At 71.0% G+C, this 25,908-nt stretch carries 23 protein-coding genes and 1 pseudogene; 13 read left to right on the plus strand and 11 right to left on the minus strand.

The window, feature by feature from the left end; genetic code table 11:
• Positions 1-93: 93 nt before the first annotated feature.
• Together IF55_RS35260 and IF55_RS35265 are read right to left on the minus strand one after the other, a co-directional pair.
• Positions 94-1,494, minus strand: a complete 1,401-nt coding sequence (locus IF55_RS35260) for an ABC transporter ATP-binding protein (RefSeq protein WP_030893029.1) — start codon at positions 1,492-1,494, stop codon at positions 94-96.
• Positions 1,495-1,540: 46 nt separating this feature from the next.
• Positions 1,541-3,295, minus strand: a complete 1,755-nt coding sequence (locus IF55_RS35265) for an ABC transporter permease (RefSeq protein ID WP_030893031.1) — start codon at positions 3,293-3,295, stop codon at positions 1,541-1,543.
• 527 nt (positions 3,296-3,822) lie between these two features.
• Here IF55_RS35265 and IF55_RS35270 point away from each other — a divergent pair.
• Both IF55_RS35270 and IF55_RS35275 read left to right on the plus strand, forming a co-directional pair.
• Positions 3,823-5,463, plus strand: a complete 1,641-nt coding sequence (locus IF55_RS35270) for an NRAMP family divalent metal transporter (RefSeq protein ID WP_030893034.1) — start codon at positions 3,823-3,825, stop codon at positions 5,461-5,463.
• Between the two features lie 387 nt (positions 5,464-5,850).
• Entirely contained in the window at positions 5,851-7,245 is a 1,395-nt protein-coding gene (locus IF55_RS35275; protein WP_030893036.1) for an alkaline phosphatase, read from the plus strand.
• A gap of 108 nt (positions 7,246-7,353) precedes the next feature.
• On the opposite strand, the gene IF55_RS35280 is transcribed toward IF55_RS35275, so the two are convergent.
• Positions 7,354-7,557 carry a cold-shock protein gene (locus IF55_RS35280; RefSeq protein ID WP_030893038.1) on the minus strand — a complete coding sequence of 68 codons (204 nt, stop codon included), beginning with the start codon at positions 7,555-7,557 and terminating at the stop codon, positions 7,354-7,356.
• A gap of 318 nt (positions 7,558-7,875) precedes the next feature.
• Positions 7,876-8,097 carry a hypothetical protein gene (locus IF55_RS35285; RefSeq protein WP_030893041.1) on the minus strand — a complete coding sequence of 74 codons (222 nt, stop codon included), beginning with the start codon at positions 8,095-8,097 and terminating at the stop codon, positions 7,876-7,878.
• A 284-nt stretch (positions 8,098-8,381) separates the two neighbouring features.
• On the opposite strand from IF55_RS35285, the gene IF55_RS35290 reads away from it, so the two are divergent.
• Genes IF55_RS35290 through IF55_RS35310 form a run of 5 tightly spaced genes read left to right on the plus strand, consistent with a single transcriptional unit; the run spans position 8,382 to position 12,597 of the window.
• Entirely contained in the window at positions 8,382-9,989 is a 1,608-nt protein-coding gene (locus tag IF55_RS35290; RefSeq protein WP_030893044.1) for a sensor histidine kinase, read from the plus strand.
• The gene (locus IF55_RS35295; protein WP_030893046.1) at positions 9,986-10,387 is read left to right on the plus strand and encodes a roadblock/LC7 domain-containing protein; all 402 of its coding nucleotides are present in this window, start codon (positions 9,986-9,988) and stop codon (positions 10,385-10,387) included. Before IF55_RS35290 ends, IF55_RS35295 begins: the two co-directional genes overlap by 4 nt.
• Positions 10,384-10,740, plus strand: a complete 357-nt coding sequence (locus tag IF55_RS35300; RefSeq protein WP_030893048.1) for a DUF742 domain-containing protein — start codon at positions 10,384-10,386, stop codon at positions 10,738-10,740. The genes IF55_RS35295 and IF55_RS35300 overlap by 4 nt, the downstream gene beginning before the upstream one ends.
• A complete protein-coding gene (locus IF55_RS35305) occupies positions 10,721-11,329 on the plus strand; it encodes a GTP-binding protein (protein ID WP_030893050.1) in 609 nt (202 codons plus the stop codon). Before IF55_RS35300 ends, IF55_RS35305 begins: the two co-directional genes overlap by 20 nt.
• Entirely contained in the window at positions 11,326-12,597 is a 1,272-nt protein-coding gene (locus IF55_RS35310; protein WP_030893053.1) for a cytochrome P450, read from the plus strand. Before IF55_RS35305 ends, IF55_RS35310 begins: the two co-directional genes overlap by 4 nt.
• A gap of 24 nt (positions 12,598-12,621) precedes the next feature.
• Here the strand turns inward: IF55_RS35310 and IF55_RS35315 are convergent, their stop codons facing one another.
• The 5 genes and pseudogenes from IF55_RS35315 to IF55_RS35335 all read right to left on the minus strand — a co-directional run.
• The gene (locus tag IF55_RS35315) at positions 12,622-13,839 is read right to left on the minus strand and encodes a cytochrome P450 (RefSeq protein ID WP_030893055.1); all 1,218 of its coding nucleotides are present in this window, start codon (positions 13,837-13,839) and stop codon (positions 12,622-12,624) included.
• A 186-nt stretch (positions 13,840-14,025) separates the two neighbouring features.
• The gene (locus IF55_RS35320; RefSeq protein WP_030893056.1) at positions 14,026-14,439 is read right to left on the minus strand and encodes a rodlin; all 414 of its coding nucleotides are present in this window, start codon (positions 14,437-14,439) and stop codon (positions 14,026-14,028) included.
• 184 nt (positions 14,440-14,623) lie between these two features.
• Positions 14,624-15,028, minus strand: a complete 405-nt coding sequence (locus tag IF55_RS35325) for a rodlin (protein WP_030893059.1) — start codon at positions 15,026-15,028, stop codon at positions 14,624-14,626.
• Positions 15,029-15,189: 161 nt separating this feature from the next.
• Positions 15,190-16,383 (minus strand): Nickel transporter NicT, encoded by a 1,194-nt coding sequence (nicT, locus tag IF55_RS35330; RefSeq protein WP_211270088.1) that lies wholly within the window; start codon positions 16,381-16,383, stop codon positions 15,190-15,192.
• 301 nt (positions 16,384-16,684) lie between these two features.
• Positions 16,685-17,125, minus strand: a pseudogene (locus IF55_RS35335) (universal stress protein); the annotation flags it as partial.
• A 235-nt stretch (positions 17,126-17,360) separates the two neighbouring features.
• Here IF55_RS35335 and IF55_RS35340 point away from each other — a divergent pair.
• Positions 17,361-18,422, plus strand: a complete 1,062-nt coding sequence (locus tag IF55_RS35340) for an alpha/beta hydrolase (protein WP_030893065.1) — start codon at positions 17,361-17,363, stop codon at positions 18,420-18,422.
• Between the two features lie 48 nt (positions 18,423-18,470).
• Here IF55_RS35340 and IF55_RS35345 read toward each other — a convergent pair whose 3' ends face one another.
• A complete protein-coding gene (locus IF55_RS35345; protein WP_030893066.1) occupies positions 18,471-18,887 on the minus strand; it encodes an ATP-binding protein in 417 nt (138 codons plus the stop codon).
• A gap of 251 nt (positions 18,888-19,138) precedes the next feature.
• Here IF55_RS35345 and IF55_RS35350 point away from each other — a divergent pair, with 251 nt between their 5' ends.
• Both IF55_RS35350 and IF55_RS38020 read left to right on the plus strand, forming a co-directional pair.
• Complete coding sequence (locus IF55_RS35350; RefSeq protein WP_030893068.1) at positions 19,139-19,990, plus strand: helix-turn-helix domain-containing protein; 852 nt, start codon at positions 19,139-19,141, stop codon at positions 19,988-19,990.
• 163 nt (positions 19,991-20,153) lie between these two features.
• A complete protein-coding gene (locus IF55_RS38020) occupies positions 20,154-20,339 on the plus strand; it encodes a hypothetical protein (protein ID WP_078645804.1) in 186 nt (61 codons plus the stop codon).
• Here IF55_RS38020 and IF55_RS35355 read toward each other — a convergent pair.
• Positions 20,310-21,560 carry an alpha/beta hydrolase gene (locus tag IF55_RS35355; RefSeq protein ID WP_048833104.1) on the minus strand — a complete coding sequence of 417 codons (1,251 nt, stop codon included), beginning with the start codon at positions 21,558-21,560 and terminating at the stop codon, positions 20,310-20,312. The genes IF55_RS38020 and IF55_RS35355 overlap by 30 nt on opposite strands.
• Before the next feature lie 171 nt (positions 21,561-21,731).
• Between IF55_RS35355 and IF55_RS35360 the strand changes: the two genes are divergently transcribed.
• From IF55_RS35360 to IF55_RS41095, 3 genes are all read left to right on the plus strand, one after another.
• Complete coding sequence (locus IF55_RS35360; protein WP_245661667.1) at positions 21,732-23,495, plus strand: phosphatidylglycerol lysyltransferase domain-containing protein; 1,764 nt, start codon at positions 21,732-21,734, stop codon at positions 23,493-23,495.
• Positions 23,496-23,760: 265 nt separating this feature from the next.
• Positions 23,761-25,032 (plus strand): sensor histidine kinase, encoded by a 1,272-nt coding sequence (locus IF55_RS35365; protein WP_030893074.1) that lies wholly within the window; start codon positions 23,761-23,763, stop codon positions 25,030-25,032.
• Positions 25,020-25,808: a response regulator transcription factor gene (locus IF55_RS41095; protein ID WP_030893077.1), complete on the plus strand. Its 789-nt coding sequence runs from the start codon at positions 25,020-25,022 to the stop codon at positions 25,806-25,808. Before IF55_RS35365 ends, IF55_RS41095 begins: the two co-directional genes overlap by 13 nt.
• Positions 25,809-25,908 lie beyond the last annotated feature (100 nt).

Raw genomic sequence — 25,908 nt, forward strand, 5'->3', positions numbered from 1 at the left:
CGGGCCGTACCGCCCCCGCCCGAGCCCGAACCCGCCCCCACCGCCCCCTCCCGGAGTAACCCCGCCCTGGCCCGTACGGCCGACCCGCGACCGTCACGCGCCCGGCTGCTCGGCGCTTTCGTCCAGGCGGTATTCCTGGGGGTCGGCGTCGAAGGAGTAGAGCTCGGCGTAGCGGCCCCAGTCGGTGGCGGTTTCGAGTTGTTGGGCCACTTGCTCGCTGGTGTAGTGGTGGGCGAGGAGGTCGCGGAAGAAGCCGGCGCGGAGGGAGCCTTCGGGGTTCTGGCGGAGGCTGGTGGTGATCAGCCGGACGAGGGGGACGTCCTGGGCCGCCTCGGCGAAGATCTTCTTCGACTGCTGGACGTCGGCCCCGGCGAACGTGGTGCCGCGCTCGGTCAGCAGCAGGTCGTCCTCGCTGACCGTGGCGAGGCCCAGGAGTTCCAGGGCGTCCACGAGGGGGAGCACGTCGTCGATCTCCAGCCCCAGGTCGTCGGCGAGGTCCGGCAGGTCGAAGCGGCCGCCGCGGTGGGCGACGAGTTCGGCGAGGCCGGAGAGGCCGTCAACGCTGGCCGTGGGCAGCGGCGTGTTGGCGGCGGTGCGCTTCTCCGTCTCGACCGCTTCCGTACGGCCGGGGATGCGGCTCTCCTTGGCCCGGCCGGTCATCGTCCGGTACACCCGGTCGATGAGGTCCTCGAAGGCGGCGGACTGCCGGTCGCGCGGGCGGTCCAGGCCGACCTCGAAGGTCTCGCGGATCGTGCCGGGGCGCGAGCCGAGCACCACGATCCGGTCGGCCATCAGCACCGCCTCCTCGATGTTGTGGGTCACCAGCACCACCGCCCGGGTCGGGAACTGGCCGGACTCCCACAGCTCCATCAGCTCGCCGCGCAGGTTCTCGGCGGTGAGCACGTCCAGCGCGGAGAACGGCTCGTCCATCATCAGCACGTCCGGCTCGACGACCAGCGCCCGGGCGAACCCGACGCGCTGCCGCATCCCGCCGGACAGCTCCTTGGGGTAGGCGGACTCGAAGCCGTCGAGGCCGATCAGGTCGATGGCCTGCACGGCCGCCTCGGCACGGGCGGCGGGTGCCACGCCCCGCGCCTCCAGGCCGAGTTCGACGTTCTGCTGGACCGTGAGCCACGGCAGCAGCGCGAAGGTCTGGAAGACCATCGCCGTCCCCGGGTTCGCGCCGGTCAGCCGCTTGCCGCGGTACGTGACGGCGCCCGAGCTCGCCGGGATCAGCCCGGCCAGGCAGCGCAGCAGCGTCGACTTGCCGGAACCGGACTTGCCGAGCAGCGCCACGATCTCGCCGGCCCGGATGTCGAGGTCGATGCCGGCCAGCACCGGCAGTTCGCCGTCCGCGCCCGCGTACGACTTGGTCAGGCCGTCGGCGGCGAGCAGCACCTCGCCGTCCGCCGCCCGCGGCAGGCCGCCGATACCAGCGGGGCCAGTGGTGTCGGTGTGCGTCGCGCGCATGCGGCGCAGGATGTTCAGGGCCATGACGGGCTCCAGAGATGAAATCGGAAAGAGCAAGGGGGTACGCGCCTCAGAGCGCGTAGCGGGTGTCCGCCAGCCGGTACAGCCGCCGCCACACCAGGCGGTTGAGCCCGACCACGTACACGCTCATCACCGCGACGCCCGCCAGCAGATGCGGGAAGTCGCCGTCGGCCGTGGCCTGCGCGATGTACGCGCCGAGGCCGGTGGCGGTGAGCGTGGTGCCGCCGAAGGTGACGACCTCGGAGACGATCGAGGCGTTCCAGGCGCCGCCGGACGCGGTGATGCCGCCGGTGACGTACGCGGGGAAGACGCCCGGCAGGATCAGCCGCTTCCAGCGCTGCCAGCCGCGCACGCCGAGGTCGTCCATGGCCTCGCGCAGGTCGGTGGGGATGGCCATGGCGCCGGCGATGGTGTTGAAGAGGATGTACCACTGGGCGCCCAGCGCCATCAGCAGGATGCCGCCGATGTCGATGGACAGGCCCGTCCTGAGGAAGAACCAGACGGCCAGCGGGAAGAGGAAGTTGGCGGGGAAGCTGGCGAGGATCTGCACCAGCGGCTGGGCGATACGGGTCAGCTTGGGCGAGAAGCCGATCTTCACGCCGATGGGCACCCAGATGACCGTGGCCACGATGACGAGCACCACGACCCGGGCGAGGGTGGCGAGGCCGAGCAGCAGCGGTTCGCCGAAGACGCCCAGCCCGGTGCGCTCGCGCAGGTATCCGCCGAGGTCGAGCAGGCCCCACAGGATCAGGCCGCCGGCGACGACGGCGAAGGCGATGTCGCCGGTGCGCCGCCGCCGGGGGTCGACGTCCAGCGGCCGGTCGTCGATGCCGAAGATCCGGCCGGCCCGGCCGAGGGCGCGGGCCACCGGGCGCAGCGCCCGGCCCAGCAGCCGCGACCAGTTGGAGCGGCGCAGGAAGGCGAGGACGTAGCTGCGCTGCACCTCGCTGGCCTCGGACTGCTCGTTCTTGAACTTCTCCGCCCAGGCGGTGAGCGGCCGCCAGAAGAGGAAGTTCACACCGATGACCATGACGGCCATGGTGAGGATCGCCCAGCCGACCTTGCCGAGGTCGCCGTCGGCGATGGCGGCGCCCGCGTACGAGCCGACGCCCGGCAGCGCGTAGTCCTTCTGGTTCACGCTGATCGCCTCGGACGCGACGAGGAAGAACCAGCCGCCGCCGAAGCTCATCATGCCGTTCCAGACCAGCCCGATGGCCCCGGCGGGCAGCTCCACCTTCCAGAACCGCATCCAGCGGGTGAACCGGAACGAGCGGGACAGCTCGTCGAGTTCGCGCGGCAGGGAGGTCAGGGAGTGGTAGAAGCCGAAGGTCATGTTCCACGCCTGCGAGGTGAAGATCGCGAAGATCGACGCGCACTCCAGGCCGAGCAGCGAGCCGGGGAACAGGGCGATGAAGCCGGTCACGGCGACGGTCAGGAAGCCGAGCACCGGCACGGACTGGAGGATGTCCAGGGCCGGGATCAGTACGCGTTCCAGGCGGCGGCTCTTGGCCGCGGCGTAGGCGTAGAGGAAGGTGAAGACGATGGACGCGGCGAGCGCGGCGAACATCCGCAGCAGGCTGCGCGCCGCGTCGTACGGAAGCTGCGAGGGGTCGGTGTCGACCTTGGCCGACTGGCTGGTGGAGAAGCTGACGGTGGTGCCCTGGCCGACCCTCAGGGTCAGATAGAGCAGCACCAGGACGGCCGCGGCGACCACCACGTCCACCCAGGTCAGGTGGGTCAGCCGGCCTTTGAGGCGGGTCTGCGGCGACTCGCGCGAGGCGGTCGGGTCCATACGGAACGACATGACGGGAACCTCCGGACCACAGTGGGCAGGACGCCGCGGCCCGTGCGTGGCAGGCGCGCCGACGGCACGGGCGGGGGGCCGCCCAGCGTGCGGTGAAGCATCGGTGAGGAATCAAGAGGGGGAGCGCGGGGGGAACGGGCCGGGCCTTGAGGAGAAGCCGGGCGTTCCGCCGCGCGGCGCGGCGGGGTAGGGCCGCGCCGTCGTGTCAGCGGCTGCCGAGGAGGCAGCGCGGACTAGGAGGGTCGGCACCCATGGCTGCCTCCGTTCCGTTGCGGCGTGTGCAGCGCCCGCGGCGTCTGCGTCGTTCCTGTGGAGCCGGGTCCGGGGCCGGTTCCGTACGGGCCGGGTCCGGGCTCTGTCGCCAGCAGTCTCCCCCTAATTGCGTTTCTACGCAAATAAGCGGCAGCCACGTCAAGACTCCGTCAAGTAGTTGCGTCGATGCGCAACTATATGCCTACACTCCAGCCGTTCAGCGGGATCCCGGAGACGGCCCGGGGCCCGGAAGGAACGGGCACTGGAGTCCCGTCATGACCGATCTGACCACCGCACCCGCACGGCCCCACACCCCCGGCCCCGCCCGGGAAACGGGCCCCATCCGCGGCGCCCTCGGCACCATCGAGGCCGGCGACACCGCGCCGCGCCGCGGCCCGTCCGCGAAACTCAAGACGCTGCTCGCCGTCGTCGGCCCCGGCCTGATCGTGATGGCCGGCGACAACGACGCGGGCGCGTTCGGCACGTACGCCCAGGCCGGGCAGGACCACGGCACCCGGCTGCTGTGGACGCTGCTGCTGCTCGTCCCCGTGCTGTACGTGAACCAGGAGATGTCGCTGCGGCTCGGCGCGGTGACCGGCGTCGGCCACGCGCGGCTCATCCTGGAGCGGTTCGGGAAGTTCTGGGGCGCGTTCTCCGTCATCGACCTCTTCCTGCTGAACGCGCTGACCCTGGTCACCGAGTTCATCGGCGTCGCCCTCGCCGTCGGCCACCTCGGCCTCCCGCGCACCGCGAGCGTGCTCTGCGCCGCCGCCGTGGTGATCGCCGTCGCCGCCACCGGCTCGTTCCGCCGCTTCGAACGCGCCGCGATCGCGCTGGTCCTGGGCTCCCTGCTGCTCGTACCGGTCTACTTCCTCACCCACCCCGCCACCTCGCGCGCCGCCCACGACTTCGTCGTGCCCGGTCTGCCGCACGGCTCCCCGCTCGCCGACGTCATGCTGCTGATCGTCGCCATCGTCGGCACCACCGTCGCGCCGTGGCAGCTCTTCTTCCAGCAGTCGTACGTGGCCGACAAGCGCGTCACGCCGCGCTTCCTGCGGTACGCGCGGGCCGACCTGGCCCTGGGCATCGCCCTCGTGATCATCGGCGCCGCCGCCCTGACGGGGATCGGCGCGGCGGCCTTCGCCGGGACCGCCGGGGCCGGGCACTTCACCGACGCCGCCGGGATCGCGCACGGCGTCGAGGACCGCGCGGGCCGAGTGGCCGGCGTGCTGTTCGCCGTCGCGCTGCTCGACGCCTCGATCCTCGGCGCCGCCGCGGTCTCGCTGTCCAGCGCGTACGCCCTCGGCGACGTCCTCGGGTTCCGGCGCACCCTGCACCGGGGCGTACGGGGCGCGGGCGTCTTCCACGCCGTCTTCGGCGGCCTCGTCCTGGCCGCCGCCGGGACCGTACTCGCCCCCGGCGCGCCGCTCGGCCTGCTCACCGAGGGCGTGCAGGCGCTGGCCGGAGTGCTGCTGCCGGCGGCCACGGTCTTCCTGCTGCTGCTCTGCAACGACCGGGCCGTGCTCGGCCCCTGGGTCAACGGCCGCTGGACCAACGCCCTCGCCTGCCTCGTCGTCGCGGTCCTGGTCGCCCTCTCCCTCATCCTGACCGCCTCGGTGCTCTTCCCCTCCCTCGGTACGGGCGCACTCCTCGGCGCCGCGGCGGGCTGCGGAGGCGCGGGGCTGCTGGCCGTGGGGTACGCGGATGCGCGCCGCGTCCGCAAGGGCTGGGCGCGCGGCGGGCGGCCCGTCAACCGTACGGACCGGGCCGGCTGGCGCATGCCGCCGCTCGCCGAACTGCCCCGGCCCCGGATGTCCACCGGCCGCCGCGTCGGGCTGACGGCGCTGCGTATGTACCTGCTCGTCGCGGCCGTACTGGTGATCGTCCGTACGGTGCAGCTCGCCGCGGGCCACTGAGCCGCGCCGCTCCTCGGGGGGAGGGGCCGCCGGGCGAAGGGCCGGGCCGACGAAGCAACGGCCGCCCCGGTCCACCGGCAAGGTCTTCGGCCCCGCGGCCACCTCCCCCTGACGGGCGATCACCCCCGCACCCCGACGGTTCAGAATCAGCCAGATCGGCGAACCCGGCCAGAGCGCCGCCCACATACCCGCACGGCGTTCACTCACATGAACCGACGCGAACATCGACTTCAGCGGGCCCCGCATTCCGCATAGCCCGCGGAACGGCCCGTTCCAAGCCGCCCGCCAGGGCCTTGGTCGCCTTCAAGCCATCGCGTCGTCACTCTGGATTCACCAGTCGCTGCTGTGCTTCACTCCGTCGGCATCCGGCCGGCCGAAGAGAGGGAAATGCTCGTGCGAAGACTGCGCCTGACCCGCCGCCATGCCACATGGAGCGCCGCCGTACTGCTCGCGACCGCCGTCGCCGTGCCCGCCGGCGCCAGTGCCTTCGGCCCGGCGGACAAGGTCCGCGCCGCCGTCAAGGACGGCCCGGCCAAGAACGTCATCCTGCTGATAGGTGACGGAATGGGCGACTCCGAGATAACCCTCGCGCGCAACTACACCGTGGGCGCGGCCGGCCGGCTGAACATGGACACGTTCCCGATGACCGGCGCGTACACGACGTACTCCGTCGACAAGCACGGCAAGCCGGACTACGTCACCGACTCCTCCGCCAGCGGCACCGGCTGGGCGACCGGCCACAAGACCGTCAACGGCCGGGTGTCGAAGACGCCGGACACCAACAAGGCGATACCCACGCTCCTCGAACTCGCCCAGAAGAGCGGCCTCGCCACCGGCTCCATCACCACCTCCGACCTCACCGACGCCACCCCCGCCGTGCAGGCGTCGCACGTCACCGACCGCGACTGCCAGGGCCCCGAGGACATGAAGAAGTGTTCCGTGGACCGCATCAGCAAGGGCGGCCCGGGGTCGATAGCGGAGCAGAGCGTCAACCACAAGGTCGACGTGCTGCTCGGCGGCGGCAAGGGTCACTTCGGCCAGAAGGTCAAGGAAGGCCCGTACAAGGGCAAGACCGTCATCCAGCAGGCCGAGAAGCTCGGCTACCAGGTCGTCACCGACGCCAAGGGGATGAAGAAGGCCAAGGCCGGCCAGCCGGTGCTCGGCCTCTTCGCCGACTACGACATCCCGATCGAGTGGACCGGCAAGCCCGCCACCGGCAAGGGCACCTCACCCCAGCGCTGCGTCACCAGCAACCCCAAGCGCCCCAAGGACACCCCGACCCTCGCCGACCAGACCACGCGGGCCATCGAACTGCTGGAGGCCAAGCAGGCCGAGAAGGGCAAGCAGGTCAAGAAGGGCCACCGCGCCGACAAGGGCTTCTTCCTCCAGGTCGAGGGCGCCAACATCGACAGCGAGGACCACGCCGCCGACCCGTGCGGCCAGATCGGTGAGACGGCCGCGTTCGACCGCGCGGTGAAGGTGGCGCGGGACTACGCCGCGACCCACCCCGACACCCTGGTGATCACCACCGCCGACCACGGCCACAGCAGCCAGATCGTCCCGGTCGACACCGACCCGGCGGGCATGAGCTCCACCCTCGTCACCAACGAGGGCCAGCAGATGAAGGTCAGCTACGGCACCGCCCCGGTCGGCGAGTCGCAGGAGCACAGCGGCACCGAGGTGCGCATCGCGGCCGAGGGCCCGGAGGCGTACCGGGTGCTCGGGGTCACCAACCAGACCGACCTCAACACCACGATCCGTACGGCCCTGAACCTGGGCTGACGGACCGACACGGCCCGGACCGCTCCCGCGTACGGGCACGAACAACGGGCTGGGGCCCGCACCATGCCGGTGCGGGCCCCAGCCCGTTCGATCGCCGAACAGCGGCCCTCAGGCGGGGGTGATGTTCTCGGCCTGCGGGCCCTTGTGGCCCTGCGTGACGTCGAAGGTCACCTTCTGGCCCTCCTGGAGCTCGCGGAACCCCTGGGTGGCGATGTTCGAGTAGTGAGCGAATACATCGGCGCCGCCGCTGTCCTGCTCGATGAAGCCGAAGCCCTTCTCCGAGTTGAACCACTTCACGGTACCGCTGGCCATAACAATTCTCCTTCTGGGGGCAGAGCCGAGGACCCACGCCGCGTGAATCCCGCGTAGCCGCGATGTTGCCCCATCCGGAGCATTTTCCGGCAAAACAAAAATGCGCCTGCGGCCCGTTGGCCATAGGTGCACAGAGTTTTCGGGAACCACAGCTGCAACTGGCTCGAAGGTAGCATGGCGAACCGATCGCTGTCGTAAACCACACGCCCCAATAAATCGGACCGGAAATCATCGGAGCGGGGACCGGTGAATAGTGATGGTGCGGTGAAGAATTCCGGGCGGCGGGCGCCGGGGCGCGCGCCGTCGAGCCCCGGCGGCTCAGAGCTTGTTCAGCCTGGCGAACGGCGCGGTGAGCCGCTCCTGACGGGTGCCGAAGTCCACGAGCACGGCGAGATCCTCCTCGACCCCGATGACGCGCCCGAGGCCGAACTGATCGTGGGTCACCCGCTCGCCGACGGCGAACTTCCTGGGCGGGCTGACGGTCGGTGCGCTGAAGGGGCTGGTCGGCAGATGGCGCCTGGGCGCGGCTGATTTCGTCATCGCGGTCAGTATGGGCCCGCGAGGGCACACCCGTCACGCCTCAACGCCCGTATACCGCAAGCGAAAAGGGAACTTCCAGGTCAGTACGGTGCCGGGGCCGCCCCCCTACGGCACCGGGCACCGGCGCCCCGCCGCCGCCCGCGCGCCGCAGAGGCCGCCCCGATCTTCTGGTGCGAGACGGCTAGTTGCCGCGCCGCATGGAGCGGATATGGTGCTGACGATCTCCGCAACGCCTTGCGCTGCCTGGCTCCCCACGCCATCAACCGTTCACAAGGACCTGTTTGATGTCAGCACACATATCCACCCGCCAGCAGGCAGTACGCCCACCCGTGGGGCAAGCGCTGCTCGTCCTGCTGGCCGCGGCGGTCGTCACCGGCGGCCTGTGCCTCTGGGCGGCGCTGGCCGCCCCGGTCTCGGTCCGGACCCCGGTGGCCTGGGGCGGTGGGGCGGCCGCCGCGCTGCTGAGCCTCTCGCTCGCCATGACCGCGCACAGCGTGCGCACCGCGCGGGCCCGCCGCGACCAGATCGCCGCACTGGAGGCGGAGGCCGGCCGGCTGGCCGACGACACGCTGCCCGCGCTCGTCGCCGTGCTGCGCCGGGGCTCGTCCGTGGACACCGCGCTCGCGCACGTGCGGCAGCCGGCCGACGGCGCGCACCAGCGGATCGTACGCATCCTGGCCGAGGAGGTCGGCCGGGGCGAGCGGATGCGGGCCGCCGCGATGTCGGCCTGCGCCAACGCCGCCGGCCGGGTCCAGGCGCTGGCCACCAGCATGCTCGCCGACCTGCGGGAGATGGAGCACCGGCACGGCGAGGAGGTCCTCGGCGACCTGCTCAAGCTCGACCACAGCACCGCGCAGGCGGGCAGGCTCGCGGACTCCATCGCGGTGCTCACCGGCGCCCGCTCGGGCCGCCGCTGGACGAAGCCGATCGCGATGGAGTCGATCCTGCGCGGCGCGATGGGCCGCATCAGCGCCTACCGCCGGGTGCGGCTGCACTCCAGCAGCACCGCCGCGGTCGCCGGGCACGCCGCCGAGGGCATCATGCACGCGCTCGCCGAGATCATGGACAACGCCACCACCTTCTCGCCGCCGTCCTCCGAGGCGCATGTGTACGTGGAGGAGGCACAGGCCGGCGTCGTGATCACCGTCGAGGACGGCGGGCTGGTCATGAGCGAGGCCGCGCTGCGCCGCGCCGAGCAGGCCGTCTCGTCCGAGACCCTGGACCTGCTGACGCTCTCGGGGACCCGGCTGGGCCTCGCGGTGGTGGGCTGCCTGGCCCGCAAGCACGGGCTGTCCGTCTCCTTCCGGCCGTCCTCGCGCGGCGGTACGGGCGTGGTGATCCTCATCCCCCAGCAGTTGGTCACGCAGCAGGCCACCGCCCGGCCCGCGCCCGCCCAGGCCGCTCCGGCCCAGCACGCTCCGGCACAGGCCGTCCCGGCCCCGCACGCCCCGGCCCACGCCCCGGCGCAGCAGAGCGCGCCGCGACACGCCCGTACGCCCGCGACGCCCGGTCGCACTCCCCTCCCCGAGGCCGGCCCCATGCCCCCCGCCGCACCCGCGCAGGCCCCCGCCGCGCCCGCACAGCAGCCCCCCGCCCCCGTACAGCGGCCCGTACAGCCACCCGCGCACCAGCCCGTACAGCAACGGCCCGCCCCCGCCCAGGCGCCGCCCCCCGCGCCCCTGGTCGGCGACAGCGGGCTGCCCAAGCGGCGGCGCGGTCAGACGCTGGCCGCCGCGCCCTCCCCCACGCCCTCGCGCGGCGACGTGCCGCCGCCCGCGCGCTCCAACGAGGAGGCCGCGGCGCGGTTCAGCACCTTCCGCAGAGCCGTCCAAGGCAACTCCGACACCGCCAACACCCCCACCCCCGCCCGTCCGGAGGACGACCCCCGATGAACACCACCGACCACACCCTGGACTGGATGCTGGAGAACCTCCTCCAGAAGACCCCGGGCTCCCGGCACGCGCTCGTGCTGTCCAAGGACGGCCTCAAGCTCTGCCACTCCAAGGAGCTCTCCGTGGACCAGGCGGACCAGCTCTCCGCCATCGCGTCCGGCATCCAGAGCCTGTCGCACGGCGCGTCCGTCGAGTTCGGCGACGGCTCCGGCGGCGTCCGGCAGGCGATGGCCGAGTTCCACGGCGGCATCCTGTTCATCGTGGAGGCCGGGCACGGCGCGCACCTGGCCGTGGTGGCGACGGAGGACGCGGACGTCGGCGTCATCGGCTTCAACATGAACGAGCTGGTCGAGCAGATCGGCGATTACCTCAGCGCCGCCCCGCGCCAGTCCGTATGAGGAGGCTGGGGCCCGACGACGACCCGGACCGGCTCTACACCGTCACCGGCGGCCGCAGCCGCGCCGACGAGAGCCGCTTCGACCTGGTCACCCTCGTCGTCAGCGAATGCGACCCGACCCCGGGCATGCAGTCCGAGCACGCCCGGATCCTCGCCATGTGCCAGTACCCGATGGCGGTCGTGGAGATCTCCGCGGAGCTGCGGCTGCCGGTCAGCATCGTCAAGATCCTGCTCTGCGATCTGCTCGACGGGGGCCGGATCACCGCGCGCCATCCGCGTTCGGCCCCGGCCGCGGCCCAGCTCCCCGACCCCGACCTGTTGAAGGAGGTGCTCGTTGCACTCCACCGTCTCTGAGCAGACCGCCGGCCGCGACCACCTGCGGAGCACCGCGGACAACGGCCTGAAGATCGTGATAGTCGGCGGCTTCGGCGTCGGGAAGACCACGATGGTCCGCTCCGTCAGCGAGATCCGCCCGCTCAACACCGAGGAGACGATGACGCGGGCGGGCATCGGCGTCGACGACCCCTCGGGCGTGGAGTCCAAGTCCACCACCACCGTGGCCTTCGACTTCGGCCGCATCAGCATCAACGACCAGGCGGTGCTCTACCTGTTCGGCGCGCCGGGCCAGGAGCGCTTCTGGTTCCTGTGGGACCGGCTGTTCTCCGGGACGCTGGGCGCGGTGGTCCTCGTCGACACCAGACGGCTGGACGACTCCTGGTACGCGATCGACCGGCTGGAGCACCACCGGATGCCGTTCATCGTGGCCCGTAACGACTTCGGCGGCTCGCACCACACGCTGGAGCAGGTACGGGAGGCGCTCGACCTCTCCCCCGACGTGCCCCTGATCGACTGCGACGCGCGCGACCGCGACTCCAGCAAGAAGGTCCTGATCGCGCTCGTCGACCACCTCTACGCCCTGTCCGCCCGGGAGACCACACCGTGACGTACCAGCCGCCCTCGCCCGACGCCGCCGTCCCGCCGCCGGGCTGCCCCGCGCACCAGGGGGCCGTGCCCCTGTACGGGGAGGGGTTCCAGAGCGACCCGGCGCGGCTGTACCGGGAGCTGCGCCGCGACCACGGGCCGGTCGCGCCGATCCTGCTGGACGGCGGCATCCCCGCCTGGTTCGTGCTCGGCTACCGGGAGGTGCACCAGGTGGCCGGCGACTCGCAGCTCTTCGCCCGGGACTCCCGGCGCTGGCACGCCTGGGACCGCATCCCGCCCGACTGGCCGCTGCTGCCCTACGTCGGCTACCAGCCGTCGGTGATGTTCGCCGAGGGGCCGGAGCACCGCCGGCGGGCCGGGGCGATCAGCGACGCGCTGGCCGCCGTGGACCAGTTCGAGCTGCGGCAGATCTGCGAGCGGGTCGCCGACTCGCTGATCGACACGTTCGCCGGGCGCGGCGAGGCGGACCTGATGGCGGACTTCGCGTTCCGGATGCCGATGCTGGTGGTGGCGGAGCTGTTCGGTCTGCCGACGGCCGAGATCCCGCCGCTGGTACGGGACATCGCCGACTCGCTCGACGAGACCGCGGGGGCCATCGAGGCGCACCAGCGGGTCGCGGCCCGGATGGGGCGGCTCGTGCAGGACAAGCGGGTGCACCCGGGCCCGGACGTCCCCTCCCGGCTGCTGGGGCACGCGGCGGGGCTGGCCGAGGAGGAGATCGTCATTGATCTGCTCGTGGTGATGGCCGCCGCCCAGCAGCCCACGGCCAACTGGATCGGCAACACGCTGCGGCTGATGCTCACCGACGACCGGTTCGCGGTGACGCTGGCGGGCGGCCGGCGCAGCGTCGGGCAGGCGCTCAACGAGGTGCTGTGGGAGGACACGCCGACGCAGAACTTCATCGGCCGCTGGGCCACCCGCGACACCCAGCTCGGCGGCAAGCGCATCCGCACCGGGGACCTGCTCGTGCTGGGGCTGGCCGCCGCGAACAACGATCCGCAGGTGCGGCCGGACTCGTACGCCGGTTCCGAGGGCAACCAGGCCCATATGTCCTTCAGCCACGGCGAGCACTCCTGCCCGTACCCCGCGCCGGAGATCGCCGAGGTGATCGCCAAGGCGGCCGTCGAGATCCTGCTGGACCGGCTGCCGGACGTGGTGCTGGCGGTCGAGGCGCGGGAGCTGGTGTGGCGGCCGTCGGTGTGGATGCGCGGGCTGGCGGCGCTGCCGGTCGGATTCACCCCCGCCTACGTGCCGCCGAGCGGGGGCTGAATCCGGGCGCGCTCCGCCGGCGGCCTACGCGGCGGGCGTGAAGGTCACCGGGAGGGCCGCGAGGCCGCGGGTGAACAGGCCCTGCTCGGTGGGGCGGAAGTGCTCGGCCAGGGCGAGGTCGGGCATGGCGTCGAGGAGCTGGTCGATGCCGGTCTCCACCTCGGCCTTGGCGAGCAGGGCGCCCACGCAGAAGTGCCGGCCGAGCGCGAAGGCGAGGTGGTCGGCGGCGGCCGAGAAGGCGTTCTTCGCGCTGAGGTCGGTGCGGAAGATGTCGAAGACGTCCGGGTCGGCGTACCGGCGCTCGTCCCGGCCGGCCGCGCCGATCAGGCAGGTGACCGTGGAGCCCGCGGGCACCGTGCCGCCGCCGATCTCCACGTCCTCGGCGACCTGACGCATGATCATGTGGACGGGGGGCGTGTAGCGCAGGGTCTCCGCGAAGGCGAGCGGTATCAGGGAGCGGTCCGCGCGCACGGCGGCGAGCTGTTCGGGGTGGTCCAGCAGATTGCGGACGATCCCGGCGAGCGCCTTGTCGGTGGTCTCGCCGCCCGCGGTGAGCAGCAGGCTGCAGAACGACTTGATGTCCTCGTCGCTCATCGACGTGCCGTCGATCTCGGCGGCGCAGAGCGTGGAGAGCAGGTCGTCGCCGAGGCTCCCGCGGCGCTCGCGGATGATGGGCAGCATGTAGGCGGCGAACTCCTCGCGGGTGCGGACGCCCGCCGCGTGCACCTCGGGGTCCTGGGAGAGGTTGCCGAGGAACCCGATGATCGCCGTGTACCAGCGGTGGAACCGCTCGTACTCGCCCTGGTCGAGGCCGAGCATGTCGACGATGACGTTGACGGGGAAGCGGGTCGCGAAGTCGGCGACGAGGTCGGCGCGGCCGGTGTGCCGGAAGCCGTCGATGAGGGTACGGGCGTTGCGCTCGATGACCGGCATGAAGTGGTCCTGGAGGGCGTTGCCGCGGAAGGCGGGGGCCACCAGGGCGCGCCGCACGGCGTGTTCGCGGCCGCTCATCTGGAGGATGGTCCGGCCGTGCGCGGGCTCCAACTGCCAGTCGTAGTTGTCGGTGGTGAACACGGGGTCCTTGAAGGCCCGCGCCACGTCCTCGTACCGGGAGACGATGTAACTCTGCATGGCCTCGTGCCGGATCAGCGGGAATTCATCCCGCATGATGCGGTACGCGCTGTACGGATCCGCGGCGAACTCCGGGGAGAGGATGTCCGGCGCGTGTCGGTTCGTCGTCATGGGGCCAAGATCATCGTGTCACCCGCGACTTTTCAATAGCTCCGACATCACGATGCATAGCGAACCCGACATTACGGGCCGCGGGGCGCGGCGCCCGGGCATGCGGCGGGCCCCCGGTCGCGCGTCCGTGGGGACGGCGGCCGGGGGCCCGGTGACCGCAGAGCCGCTACTCGCTCCGCCGTACGGTCAGTGGTGGACCCGGTTGGCCGAGGCGTTGGCCGAGCCGTTGCCGGAGAGGATCGGAAGCTCCTCGATGAGGTGCGACAGCGGGTCGTCGCCGTCCTTGATCGAGGAGTTCTCGACGCAGGTCTGCTGCTGCTGCGAGGTGAGGATCGGGATGTCCTGGACACCGACGTTGACCAGGCCGACGATCGACTGGGCGCCGAGCTTGCCGAGGCCGATGCAGGGCTTGTTGAGGGAGCCCTGGATGAGGCCGATCTGCGGGCTCATGTAGCCGCCGGTGTGCGTGTTGCCGTAGCTCTGGGAGGCGGCGTTGCCGTTGTTGACGGTGTCGTCGTCGGCGACCGCCATCGCGGGGCCGGCGATGGAGCCGACCGCGGAGACGGTCAGGGCCGCCGTGGCGAGTACCTTCTTGATCACGATGTGTTCCTTCGCTCTGGGTCGGTGAACAGGAGCTACCTGCCCAACTCGAAATACCCGAGATGGTTATTACACTTCACTCGTTCGGCCCACCGGGGCCGTAATTTCCGGAAATACGAAAACCCCCCTGCGGCGGGGCTGCACACCCGCCGCAGAGGGAATTCCGAACCGCCCGTACGCTCGGTCAGCCGTTGCCGGAACCGTTGGCGGAGCCGTTGCCCGACAGGATCGGGAGCTCGTCGAGGATGTGCGAGATCGGGTCGTCGCCGTCCTTGATCGAGGAGTTGTCGGTGCACTGCTGCTGCTGCTGCGAGGTGAGGATCGGGATGTCCTGCACGCCGACGTTGACCAGCGCGACGATCGACTGGATACCGATCTTGCCGATGCCGAGGCAGGGCTTGTTGAGGGTGCCCTGGATCAGGCTCATCTGCGGGCTCTGCTTGCCGCCGGTGTGCGTGTTGCCGTACGCGGACTCGGCGGCGTTGCCGTTGTTGAGGTCGTCGTCGTTGCCGGCCGCCACCGCGGGGCCGGCGATGGTGCCGACCGCGGAAACCGTGAGGGCTGCCGTGGCGAGTACCTTCTTGAGCACGTCTATGCCTTTCGATCGTCGTGAAGCGCCCCTGCTGGGAAAGCGAACTGAATAACTCCGGCACTTAAAAGAAGTTCCGGGCATTCACTCCTTCGGGCCCTTCACCCCGCACCGGCATTGAGCGGGCATTGCGCGGGGGCCGTAAGGCGCCGACGACCCTGCTATCGTCCGCGCTCCGCCGCGGTGGGCCGGGCCCCGGCGGACCACTTCTCCTCGATACGGCCGAAGCGCCAGATGGCCAGCGCCGCGAACCACACGGCGGCGAAGAGGCCGACGATGACGAATCCGACGGAATTCAGGTCGAGCGAGCCGATCCAGCCGATGACCCCGGTGTCCCAGCCGAGCTGGTCGGAGAGGATCGAGACCAGCTCGATGCCGCCGATGATGACGGCCACGGCGACCGACAGGCCGGTGATGGTGAGGTTGTAGTAGACCTTGCGGACCGGCCGGGAGAACGCCCAGTCGTAGGCGAAGTTCATGAACGAGCCGTCGATGGTGTCCAGCAGGCACATGCCGGCCGCGAACAGCACGGGCAGCGTCAGGATCGCGTACCAGGGCAGGTTGAAGGCGGACGCGCCGCCGGCCAGCACCAGCAGCGACACCTCGGTGGCGGTGTCGAAGCCGAGGCCGAAGAGGAAGCCGATCGGATACATGTGGCCGGGCTTGCGGACGGCCTTGGTGGCGCGGCCCAGAATCCGGTTCATGAAGCCGCGCTTGTTGAGCTGCTCCTCCAGCTCGGCCTCGTCGTAGTCGCCCTGCCGCATCCGGCGGAACACCTTCGCGATGCCCACCAGCACGGCGATGTTGATCGCGGCGATGAGCAGCAGGAAGCAGCCGGAGACCAGGGTGCCGACGAGGCCGGCGGAGGTCTGGAGGGTGGAGGAATCGCTCTCCACCTGCCCGGCCAGCGCCCGTACGCCGAAGGAGAGCAGCAGGCAGAGCGCGAAGACGACGGAGGAGTGGCCGAGCGAGAACCAGAAGCCGACGGAGAGCGGGCGCTTGCCGTCGGCCATCAGCTTGCGGGTGGTGTTGTCGATGGCGGCGATGTGGTCGGCGTCGAAGGCGTGCCGCATGCCGAGCGTGTACGCGGTGACGCCCATGCCGACGCCGAAGACCGAGCCGCCGACGGCGTAGTGGTGCGGGGCGATCAGCGCGATGAGGGTGAACCAGCCGATGACGTGCAGGAGGGCGATGAAGCCGACCATGCCGAGGACGTTCCGCCACTCCTTGGGCGTCAGGGAGGCGCGTATCCGGGCCGCGCGGCCCGCCGTCGTGCCGTTCTGACCCGCTGCACCTGCTGCACCTGCTGTACCCGCTGTACCTGCTGTACCCGCTGCACCTGCTGTATCGCTCATGAACCAGCCTTCCTCGACCCGGCCCCCGTCGGGACCGTAGAAGGCTCAACACCTTGTTGCAAACGACTCGCAACTGCGGAATCCATGCAGAACGGCCGGGCAAAGCGGGCCATTTCCAGACATCGTTGAGACGCCCGATAACCCCCGCCCACCCGGCCGTGACGGTACCTTTACTCCGTTTTTCCGCTGGTCACGCGGTTTTGGCAGCCTCGTCGGCGACGGCGCTCGCGCCCTCGGCCTCGTCGGCCGCATCGGCTGAGTCGGCTGAGTCGCCTGGGGTCCCGTCGTCCTTGGTCGCGCCGCGCACGACGACCACCGGGCACGGCGCGTGCTGGGTGACGTGGTGGCTGACCGAGCCGAGCAGCGCCGCCCGGAAGCCGGCCCGCCCGCGGTCGCCGACCACCAGCAGCTCGGCGCCCTCCGCGGCCTCCAGCAGGACGTCGGCCGGGTTGCCCACGATCACTCTGCGCTCGATGGCCACGGGCGGCTCGCCGCCGAAGGTCTCCTCGATGGCGTCGGCGAGGGCCCGGTCGCCGACCTCCTCCGGTACGTACGCCTCGGGCATCACCGGCATCACGCCCGCCCAGGACCAGCTCGTCAGCGACTCCCAGGCGATCACGGCCTCCAGCGCGGCGCCGGTCAGCTCCGCCTGCCGGGCCGCCCAGCGCAGGGCCCGCTGCGAGGGCCCGCCTCCGTCGACACCGACGACGATCCGTCCTGCTGCGGCGTTGCTCACTGTCATCTCCCCATCTCCCCGAAACTCTATGAATCCACGGTTCGCGGTTCGCGGTGAATGACCCGTTTTGGGCCTGACTGTGATTATCGACGACCGGGCCGCTGGAACGCGCGGCGGGGTGCTCGCGTCTTGACCGCCGGGAGGGGGGTACCCGGCCGTCGTATGACATATGCGGCGATTATGGTCATTTGGAGCCGGCCGGCGGAGCGCCGGGCAGCCGAGCAAGAGGAGAGCTCGCGGGATGAGTCTGACCGGAACACCCTTCTTCGTGGTGTTGATCCTGGCGACCGTGCTGGCCGTCCTCGCCACCCTGCTGCTCTGGTCGAAGATCCCCGGCCCGCGCCCGCTGCGCTGGCTCTCCCGGATCGTGCTGATCGCGCTCTGCCAGGCCACCGCGATCTCCGTGGTCGCGGTCTGGATCAACCAGAGCTACGGGCTCTACGCGTCCTGGGACGACCTGCTCGGCACCGACGACGGCGGCGTCCCCGTCGCCATGCCCGGCCCGCCGCCGCAGCGCGCCAAGTTCATCCACGGCGACAGCCGGATGCAGGACACCTACTTCCACGGGGCGCACTCCAAGCTCTCCGGGCAGGTCATGATCTGGACCCCGCCGCAGTACGACCAGCCCGAGTACCGCACGACGCGGTTCCCGGTGATCACGCTGCTGCACGGCGTGCCCGGCTCACCGCAGTCCTGGCTGGAGCACGGCGGGATGCCCAAGGCGTTCGACAAGATGATCAAAGAGGACATCGCCAAGCCGGCCATCCTCGTGATCCCGATCGTCAACCCGGGCGGCGTCGACACGGACTGCTCCGACACCCCCGGCCGCAAGGTCGCCACCTGGCTCACCGACGACGTGCCGGAGCTGGTCCGCCACCACTTCCGCACCGCGGCCGGCCCCCGGAACTGGGGCCTGGCGGGCATCTCCACCGGCGCCTACTGCGCCGCCAAGCTGCCGCTCCAGTACCCGAAGATCTTCGGCGCCGGCGTCGCCCTCGACCCGGACCCGCTCACCGGCGACCCGGACGTCATCCCGGACCCCGCCCTGCGCGAACGGAACAGCCCCACCCACCTGGTGCACCACTCCAAGGCCGACGTCTCGCTCTTCCTCGCCACCTCCCGACAGGACCGGGACAGCCCCGTCAAGTACATCGAGCAGTTCCACGAGGCGGCCCAGGGCAGCCGCGTCCGCGTCAAGACCATGCTCATCGACTCCGGCGGCCACAACTACAACACGTGGCAGAAGATGTACCCAGCCGCCTTCAACTGGCTGAGCCAGCAACTCAAGTCCCCGGTCACGTAGCGGGGCGCGGCGGCGGGCGCCGGCTCGTACGCGTGCGGCCCCGCCGGGTCAGCCGCCGCCCCGCTGGAGGGAGAGGCCCGCGATCACGGACGTCCCGCACGTAGGACGGGGCCGTACTGCCCAGGCGGCGGCGAGACTGTCGACGAGGACCAGCCCCCGCCCGCTCTCGGACTCCACGCCCGGGCGGGCCAGCACCGGCCTACCGGCCCCCGGGTCGGAGACGGCGAGCCAGTAGTGCCCGTCGGCGGGCCACAGGACGAGTTCGATGAACTCCTCGTCCGCCCAGCACGCGCCGTGGCGAATGGCGTTGGTGACCAACTCCGAGGTCAGCAGGGACAGATCGGCGCCGAGGCGGGGGCGGAGGACATCCGGCAGCGATGCCGCGACGGCGTGCCGGGCCCGCCGTACGGAGGCGGGCTGGGCGGGGAAGCGCCAGTGGGCGGGTACGAGGGGAATGTCGGGCATGGCGAACTCCACGGCTGTGTGCGGGGGTTGGGATCGCCGGTGGCCTACCGCCCTGGTCGCGTACACACCCGGCCCAGGGCGGACGGGCATGCTCGCGCGGTGCGCTTCCGGCATCGCGGTGTGTAGCTTGCGCGATACTCACAGTAGGATACGGGGGGCCAAATTCGCCAAGCGCTTCGCAAAAATAGCCTCACTACGGTGAGCTGGTACTCGCGGACCATGCGAACACCGCACGTCACGGAAGGTACGACATGCCACCAAGGACGGTCCTCACCCAACGGCAGAAGCGTCTGGGATGCGAGCTGCGCAAGATGCGTACCACGGCCGGTATGTCGGCGGAGTACGCCGCAGGGCTCCTCGGCGTCGACCGGAGCAGGATCTCCAACATGGAGTCCGGACTGCGCGGGATCAGCGCCGAACGGCTCCGTACGCTGGCCTGCAACTGTGACTGCACCGACGAGAAGTACGTCGACGCCCTGGTCGCGATGGCGGAGCCTAGCGAAGCAGGATGGTGGGAGCGCTACCGGGGCAGCTTGCCCCAAGGTCTGCTGGACATCTCCGAGACGGAGGCCGGCGCGACGCGTCTACGGGGCGCGAACACCGTGCACGTGCCGGGGCTGCTCCAGACATCGGCGCACGCCATGGCCATCTTCCGTGCGGTAGTCCCGCAGCTCCCCGAGCATGAGGTCGCGCTCCGCCTGGCACATCGCGCGGAGCGCCAAGGGGTGATCGTCCGCGACAACCCAACCCCGTTCGTGGCCGTTATCCACGAGGCGGCGCTGCGCATGCAGTTCGGCGGACGGGACGTCGCACAGGCACAGTTGAAGCACCTGCTGGAGACCTCCGAGCGGGACAACGTCACGGTGCTCGTCCTCCCCTTCAGTCACGGTGCCTTCCCCGGAGCAGGGCACATGGTCGCCTACGCCGAAGGCCCCGTGCAGCAGCTCGATACGGTGCAGGTGGACAACTCCCACGGCCCCGCCTTCCTGCACGCCGACGGTCAACTGGCGAAATATCGGGCGCAACTCGACCTGTTGGAAGGCATGGCACTGTCCCCGGAGCGGTCCCGAGACTTCATCCGCCAGATCGCCCAACAACTCTGAGGAGAGAGCAAGATGGCTGACATCACCTGGGAAGCACCCTTCTGCGGCGAGGGCAACTCCTGCTTCCGCCTCGGTACGGACGCCGACGGCAACGGCTACATAGCCCTCGCCGGCCAAGAAGACCACTACCTCACCGACACCCTCGAAGCCCTGCGCACCCAAGATGGCCGACATCACCTGGGAAGCGCCCTTCTGCCAGGACGCGAGCAACTGCTTCCGCCTCGGTACGGACGCCGACGGCAACGGCTACATAGCCCTCGCCGGCCAAGAAGACCACTACCTCACCGACACCCTCGAAGCCCTGCGCACACCCGTACGGTCATGCTCCCGGCGAAGGCGTCGGTGTTGACGTCGGTGTCGGGCTGTCGCTCGGGGCGTTCTTCTTCGGGGCGTTGTTGACGACGTCCTGGGGGAAGGTGAGCTGCTGGCCCATCCACTCAAGGGCCGGGCCGATCTCGCGGCGCCAGGTGGTGAAGTGGTGGCTGCCCTCGTCGAGGATGATCGAGGACTTGGTCATCGGCGCCTTGATGGCCTGGAGGAACTTCATGGTCTCGCCGTAGTTCTTCTCGCCCTTCTTGCTGCTGGTGACGAGAACCGAGACGCGCGGCACGGGCATGTTCTTCAGCCGCCAGATCAGGTCGTGCTCGTGTTCCTTCTGCTTGGCGTCGGGGCCGGTGCCGAAGAGATTGCCGGTGGTGAGGTCGTTGGCGATCTTGTAGTCGCCGGAGAGGGAGGCGGCAGCCGGGTAGACGCCGGGTTCGCGCATGGCGAGCTGGAGGGCGCAGGAACCGCCGGAGGAGTAGCCCATCGCGCCCCAGGCGCTGGGGTCGTGGCCGACCCGGTAGGTCTGCTTGAGGGCCTCGGGCAGGTCCTTGGTGAAGAAGGTCTCGGCCTGCGGGCCGTCCGGCACGTCCACGCACTCGGTGTCGCGCGGCGGCGCGATCGTGGGGCGGATCATCACTATCACCGTCGGCTGCATCTTGTTCTCGCTGATGAGCTTCGAAGCGGTCTGCGGCACCTGGAGGTGCTGGGCGAGATTCATGATCCCGCCGGGATAGCCGCTGATGACGACGGCCACGGGGAATCGCTGGCGCTGGAACTGTTTCTGGAAATACTGCGGCGGCAGATAGATGAACGCCGGATTGATGGCGTGCGACCGGCGGCCGAGGATCTTCACGGACTGGACCTTGCCGACCTTCTCGGCGGGGCCGTGCGGAATTCCCTTTATCTTGTCGAGGCCCTGCGCGCCGGCCGGCTGCACCAGCCCGTCCTTGGTCGCGCCGACGGTCGCGTACGGGCCGCCCTTGCCCAGTTGGGTGACGTTGACGGGGGCCTTGTCGTACTTGCCGAACAGCTCGTTCCAGGTGCCGTAGAACTCGAAATTGGCGTTAACGGCGAGCATGGCGGCGGCCACGATGGCCACCTGTGTCACCGCGATCGACCCCAGGCGGCCGGCCACTGGCAGCGCCCCGCGCTTCGCCAGGCGCGGCCACAGCCACACCGTGAGACCCACACACAGCACGGCGACGAAAATCACCGTATACAAGAGTGACCGACTGGTCAGCCCCATATGCCTCTCAACTCCCTGCCCCCGGATGTGGGTACTCATGTTCGGTGCCGGCATTGCTCACCGGAGAAGAGGCGGGATACGACCGGCAGGGTTGCTCACCACCCTGTTCTTACCCTGCTCTTATCCTTCTCTTCCCGAGCCGTTGTCCAACTGCTCATACGCTGAGCCGCTGTGAGACAACGAGTCGCCTCAGTGGCCGGTTACACCTGCCTGCTCATCGGCCTTCTCGACATCGCCTCGGCCATCAGGCCAGGAATGCGCGACGGCCGGATAGCCCGAATCACCCATTATGTTCCGGGGTTCCCCGACTCCCTCGCGCGGGCCACCTCTCTCGCCGCGGGCATCCTGCTGGTCATGCTCGCCCGCGGCCTCGCCCGCCGGAAGCTGCGCGCCTGGCGGGCCGCCGTGGTACTGCTCGGGCCCTGCGCCGTCATCCAGTCGCTGCGCCACCACGAGATCATCCCCGCCGTTGTCTCGGCCGCCCTGTGCGGAGTGCTCATCGCGTACCGCAAGGAGTTCTACGCGCTCGGCGACCCCCGCACCCGCGTCCGCGCCATCGGCAACTTCATCCTCGTCGGCCTGTGCAGCGTCGGCCTCGGCCTCGCGATCGTCGGCGTACGGGCGCACGAGGAGAGCGGCGGCCGCGGCATCGGCTTCGGCGACCGGCTCCAGCAGGTCCTGTACGGCATGGCCGGCCTCGACGGCCCCATCGCCTACACCAGCCCCCGCGTCGCCGACCTCGTCTCCTTCTGCCTCCTCGCGCTCGGCCTGGTCACCGCCTGCACCACCGCCTACCTCGCGCTCCGCCCCGCCCGGCACGGCCTGCCGGACCCCGAGGGCGGTGAAGAAAAGCTCCGCGCCCTGCTGGAGAAGGACGGCGCCCGCGACTCGCTCGGCTACTTCGCGCTCCGCCGCGACAAGAGCGTCATGTGGTCCCCCACCGGCAGGGCCGCCATCGCCTACCGCGTCGTCTCCGGCGTCGCCCTGGCCAGCGGCGACCCCATCGGCGACTACGAGGCGTGGCCCGGCGCCATCAAGGAATTCCTCGACCAGTGCGCCAAGCACGCCTGGACCCCCGGCGTCATGGGGTGCAGCGAACTCGGCGGCCAGGTCTGGACCCGCGAGGGCGGCCTGCACGCGCTGGAACTGGGCGACGAGGCCATCGTCGACACCAAGACCTTCAGCCTCTCCGGGCGCACCATGCGCAACGTCCGCCAGATGGTCAACCGCATCGAGCGCGCCGGCTACTCCTGCCAGGTCCGGCACGTACGCGACCTGCCCAAACAGGAGAAGAAGAAGCTCCGTGAGGACGCCGCCGCCTGGCGCGGCAGCGCCACCGAACGCGGCTTCTCCATGGCCCTCGGCCGCTTCGGCGCGCCCGGCGACGGCGACTGCGTCGTCGTCACCGCCCACCAGCCCGACGAGAACGGCGTGGACCGCGTACGGGCCCTGCTGCACTTCGTCCCCTGGGGGCCGGACGGCATCTCCCTCGACCTGATGCGCCGCGACCGCACCGCCGAACCCGGCCTCAACGAACTGCTCATCGTCGCCGCCCTCAAGGCCGCCCCCGGCCTCGGCATCAACAAGGTCTCCCTCAACTTCGCCGTCTTCCGCGCCGCCCTCGCCCGCGGCGAGAAGCTGGGCGCGGGCCCGGTCCTGCGGATCTGGCACCGGCTGCTGGTCTTCTCCTCCCGCTGGTTCCAGATCGAGTCCCTGTACCGCTTCAACGCCAAGTTCCAGCCGGTGTGGGAGCCGCGCTTCGTGGTCTACCCGACCAGCCGCGACCTGCCCCGCATCAGTTGGGCCTGCATGCAGGCCGAAGCCTTCGTGGTCCTGCCGCGCCCGGCGGAGCGGCTGCGCCAGTACCTGCGGAGCAAGCCGCGGTACGTGAAGATCCGGCGGTCACTGCCGATGGCGGGGGTGCAGCGGGGCTGAGGGGGCCTCGGCCCTCGGGGGTGCGCCCGGGGGCCGCGACCTGCCGGTGCGCCGCCGCTCAGGTGTCAGGTTTCCCCTACCGACACCGGGGCCGCCGCGTGGATTAATGGTCCGCATGGCCGACATCGACATGGCGCATCCACCACCGGGCCCGCGAGGGGCTGAGCCCTCTCCGGGCCCGCTGGGGTCGCTGGGTCCTCTGGGCTCGCCGGGGCATGCGGGACCTCCTGGGCCTCCTGGCGGGGAGCGGACCGCGGCCGTGCCCGTGTCCGTGTCCGTGTGGCAGGCGATGCGGCGGAGTCCGCGCCGGTTCCTGCTCTCCCTCTGGCCGTGGCGCTGCTGGGCGTACGTGCTCAGCGGCACGGTCGTCGGCGTCGGCGCCCTGTCCGCGCTGGCGTTCCTCGCCGTCCTCGGCGTGCTGTTCTCCGTCATCGGCGTCGGCCTCGTCCTGCTGGTGCTCGCGGCGCTGGCCGGCATCCCGGTGGGCGCCGTGGAGCGCCGGCGGCTGCGGCTGGTCGAACCGGCGCCGCTGCCGAACCCGCACGCCCGGCTGCGGGGCGCGGGCGGCTGGGGCCGGCTGCGCGGCCGGCTGCGGGAGCGGGCGACGTGGCGGGAGCTGGCGTACACCGTCGTGTTCGGCGGCGTCTTCGCGGGCTGCGGCGCCGTGCTCATGCTGGGGCTGCTGTTCGCGGGCGTCCTGACCGCGGCGCCGCTGCTCGTCGCCGTATTCGAGCCCGGCACCGTGATGATCTTCTCCGACCGGCCGGTCACCAACCCGCTGGAGGCGGCGCCCGCTGCCGCCGCCGGCGTCGCCGGGCTCGTGGTGTGCGCGTACGCGGCGGGGCTGCTGGCCGGGGCGCAGGTCAAGGCGGCGGAGTTCCTGCTGTCGGGCCGGGGCGAGGAGCGGCGCGTGGTGGAGCTGACCCACTCCCGGGCCCGGCTGGCGGACGCCTTCGAGGCGGAACGGCGGCGCATCGAACGCGACCTGCACGACGGGGCGCAGCAGCAGCTCGTGGCGCTCTCCATGACGCTGGGACTGGCCGAGCTGGAACTGGGCGGCAGCGACTCCCCCTCCGCCGGCCTGGTGGTCCGGGCCCGCGGGGAGGCCCGGCAGGCCCTCTCCCAACTGCGCGACCTGGTACGCGGCATCCACCCGCAGGTCCTCACCGACCACGGCCTGGACGCGGCCGTGGCGGAGGTCGCGCTGCGCGGCCCGATACCCGTCACCGTCGACATCGAACTGCCGGGGCGGCTGCCCGGCGCGGTGGAGACGGTCGCGTACTTCACCGTCACCGAGGCGCTGGCCAACGCCGCCAAGCACAGCGGCGCGACCGAGATCACCGTCGCCGGCCGGGTCCGGCGCGGCACGCTCGTCCTGACGGTCACCGACAACGGCCGCGGCGGAGCGACCCCCTCCGACGGCACGGGCCTCCAGGGCCTGGCCGACCGCATGGCGATCCTGAAAGGCAGGCTCATGGTGTCCAGCCCGCCGGGCGGCCCGACCGAACTGCGCGCGGAGGTGCCGTGCTCCGCGTAGTGCTGGCCGAGGACTCCGTACTGCTACGGGCCGGCCTCGTAGAACTCCTGACCCGCGGCGGACACCAGGTGACCGCCGCGGTCGGCGACGCCGAGGCGCTGGCGCGCGCGGTGGACTCCGGCCTGGGCAGCGGCGGGCTGCCGGAGGCTGGACGGGCCGGCGGCGGACCGCCGGACGGCGGGCTTCCGGGCAGCGGAGGTGGTCCCGGCGGCGTCCCCCACAGGGGCGAACCCTCCAACACCCCCCTGCCGGACCTCGTGATCACGGACGTACGCATGCCGCCCGGCCAGCGGGACGAGGGCCTGCGGGCGGCCCTGGAACTCCGCTCCCGCCACCCGGCGCTGCCGGTCCTCGTCCTCTCCCAGTACGTCGCCACCGCCTACGCGACCCAACTCCTCGGCGGCGACAGCCCGGGCACGGCCGGCCTCGGCTACCTCCTCAAGGACCGGGTGGGCGAGGTCTCCGAATTCCTCGACGCCATCCGCCGCGTCGCCGCCGGCGAGACCGTCATCGACCCGGAGGTCGTACGCACCCTCCTCATCCAGCGCACCGCCGCCCGCCCCCTCGCCCGCCTCACCCCGCGCGAACGCGAAGTCCTGACCCTCATGGCCGAGGGCCTCAACAACCTGACGATCGCCCAGCGGCTCGGCGTCACCGAGGCGTCCGTGGTCAAGCACTCCGGCAATATCTTCATGAAACTGGACCTCGACCCGGCGGAGGGGAATCGGCGAGTGCTGGCGGTGCTGACGCATTTGCGGGGCGGGCTGGGCGGCTGAACTAGGTCGTTTCTGATGGCTCTTGTCGGGCGGGGTGGATCAGGTCTCGGCCCGGGCAGGCGTCGGGCATGGTGCGACGACATGAACTGACCGATGCGCA

The organism is Streptomyces varsoviensis (assembly GCF_000718635.1).
Classification (GTDB): Bacteria; Actinomycetota; Actinomycetes; order Streptomycetales; family Streptomycetaceae; genus Streptomyces; species Streptomyces varsoviensis.